The sequence below is a fragment of the Clostridium sp. genome, assembly GCF_032552055.1.
GTDB lineage: Bacteria > Bacillota > Clostridia > Clostridiales > Clostridiaceae > Clostridium.
Genome location: NZ_JAWGSV010000329.1, coordinates 1 through 2,815, shown reverse-complemented (window position 1 = coordinate 2,815; position 2,815 = coordinate 1). Strand labels below are relative to the sequence as shown.

The 2,815-nt window shown below is 29.0% G+C and carries 3 protein-coding genes; 1 reads left to right on the top strand and 2 read right to left on the bottom strand.

Annotated features, from left to right (window positions below; all coding sequences use genetic code 11):
* Window positions 1-82 precede the first annotated feature (82 nt).
* On the top strand, window positions 83-496 hold the full coding sequence (locus tag E6248_RS15020; protein ID WP_316341586.1) for a hypothetical protein: 414 nt from the start codon (window positions 83-85) through the stop codon (window positions 494-496).
* A 42-nt stretch (window positions 497-538) separates the two neighbouring features.
* Here the strand turns inward: E6248_RS15020 and E6248_RS15015 are convergent, their stop codons facing one another.
* Together E6248_RS15015 and E6248_RS15010 are read right to left on the bottom strand one after the other, a co-directional pair.
* Window positions 539-697, bottom strand: coding sequence for a hypothetical protein (locus E6248_RS15015; protein WP_316341585.1), 159 nt, complete (start codon window positions 695-697; stop codon window positions 539-541).
* A gap of 90 nt (window positions 698-787) precedes the next feature.
* Entirely contained in the window at window positions 788-2,116 is a 1,329-nt protein-coding gene (locus E6248_RS15010) for a PTS transporter subunit EIIC (RefSeq protein ID WP_316341584.1), read from the bottom strand.
* Window positions 2,117-2,815: the final 699 nt, after the last annotated feature.

The window sequence follows — 2,815 nt, the reverse complement described above, 5'->3', positions numbered from 1 at the left end:
TAATACTATGGTTAAAATAATATTATGTTATAATTTATCTTTTTTAGACACCAATATCTTATATTTCATATATTATATAGAGGTGATTATCTTGGAAGATGAAAGATTTAATTCATATAATAATGTAAAATCTAGTGAAGATAGTACTTATTTAACTCTTTATGAAACTAATGAAGTATTAAAACAATTACCTAAAATATTAAGCCAAATGAAAAATATAATCTTAAGTAATACACATAATTTAAATATATTGCAAAGTGAAGTTAAATCAATGAAAGATGAGCAAGAAAAATTTAGAAAAGATGTGACAAGAGCACTTAATATAATTTCTAGCAAATTTAGTAACATAGATCAACTTGAAGATGATTTAAAGACTTTAGATCAATCCTTAGCAAGAAAGATTAGTGATATTGAAGATGAAATTGTATTAACTCAACAAATCACAACTAAAAACTTTAATGAAGTTTTGAAATTTAAAGAACATTGGAAAATATAGTTTTAAGGCTATTGCAAATTAATTATGCAATAGCCTTATTTATTAAATTGCTCCATTTATTAAATATAATAATAATAATATGCTAATTATAGCACAAATATTAGTAATCGCTTGGGATTTTCTTTTTTTAACAGCCTCATCTGATTTATCTTCTGTTGAATAACTAAATAGATGTGTAAATTTATATAAAAATTCCTTCATTTTACCAACTCCTAAACTTTGTGCAAAAAGGATAGTTTGAAACTATCCTTCTTACATTTATTTTATTTTAATATTATTTATAGGGCTTTATTATGCTTCAGCTTGTTCTAATTCTAAGTTCTTCTTATCAGCATATGCTACGAATGGGAAGTAAATTAAAGCTGAAATTACAATGTTAACTAATGCTACTGCAGCACCTTGCCATTGTCCAGTTGCTAACCATGCAGAGATGATTGGAGGACAAGTCCATGGAACTACTGCTGATGCTGGGGCTACGAAACCAGCTACGCTTGCAAAGTAAGCTATACATGCAGATATAATTGGTGCAGCAATAAATGGAATAATGTAAATTGGATTTAACACTATTGGTAAACCGAATATTAATGGTTCGTTAATATTGAAGAATGCAGGACCACCAGCAACATTTCTAATTTGTTTGTTAATTTGTGATTTAGATTTAACCATCATAACAATAACTAAAGCTGCAGTTAATCCAGATCCGCCAAGGTTAACATATGAATCTAAGAATTGGCTGTTGATAATATTGATTCCTTCAGTGTTACCAGCCGCTATAGCTGCCATATTTTCAGCAGTTAATGCTAAGAATATACCATTAATAACTGGTGCTAAAATATTTGAACCATGTAATCCAAAGAACCATAATACTTGTTGTAATAATATTATGAATAGTAATACTGGTAATGAGTTAGAGAATACCATTAAAGGTTTAGAAATTCCGTTATATACATGTAAGTAAACATCGGCATATCCAAACGCTTCAAATATAGCAAATACTATACCTACTAAAACTAAAACAACTGCTGTTGGTAATAATGCTGAGAATGATCTAGCAACTGCTGGAGGTACTCCCTCAGGTAAAGTAATGTTTAATTTACCACTCTTAACTAATTTAGCAAATATTGTACCAGTAATTAATGTTGTAATAAGAATAGTTACAAGTCCTGCAGAACCTAACCATTTTGCGAAGATACCAGGTTCCCACCCTACTGTACCTAGGTCAAATCCACCCCAAGTAACTGGAGCTTTGTATGCCATCATATTAGTTAATATTAAACTTGAAGCCATAGTAACTAATCCAGTTGAAAAACCGTCAACGTCATAAGATTTACCTAATGCATATCCTATAGATATTGCAGCAAATAATCCCATTAAGAACATTGATCCAGCATAAATATTAAGAGCTATAACATCTAACCAGTGTAAAGCTCCACCTTCTACGAACATAGCTTTAACTGAATCAACTGGGAAGTTATGGATTAATAATCCAAAAGATCCAACGATCATAAGTGGCATTATAGTTGCAAAACCATCACGAATAGCAACTAAGTGTCTTTGAGCACCAATCTTAGATGCTACAGGAACAATATAACGTTCCATCCAGTCCATAAATTTTTGCATGAAAAATTCCCCCTTAAAATTGTGTTTTTATATTGACTGATTTCCCCTCAAATATTTGTACTAATAATTTCATTATATAGAGTCAATCAGTTAATAACTTTATTAAATTTAAAACCCTTTACATTAACTTGTCTACTTTTTAGTGCTAATGTATTTTGTTTTCTTGTCTATATATAAAGCAATTTGCATGCCAACTTTTTCAAAAGGAGTTTTCTCCTCTAAACCTTCTGTTTTACTAGGTCCTGGGACTTTAACCCTTTACACACTCTTCCGTATCCATCTGTGTAATTACGTTACACAGAATTGCAATTCAATTCATTTGTGTAATCAAGTTTTATATCTACTAATTCTTGTATAAACCTATTTTTCTCTTCAACTTCATTGGAAGTTTATTGGAAGTTAATGCATATTCATATTATCGAAATAGCTATATTATAACTTAAACTAAAACTCAACCTTCAGAGCATATTTTGTTTTAATATTAATAAACCTATCCTTATAAAGGATTTCTTAGTTAGTTATTACTTACTTTTGTTTGTTCTTGTAATTTATTGTTTTATTAAAGTTTTATTATAATATTATTAAGATTATTACTAAACTATTTATAAATAAAAAAGATCCAGCAAATGCTAGATCTTTTTTACACTAAATAATCTTACTTTTTAAGCTTAAATGAAAACTTACTCCACGGCTTAATAT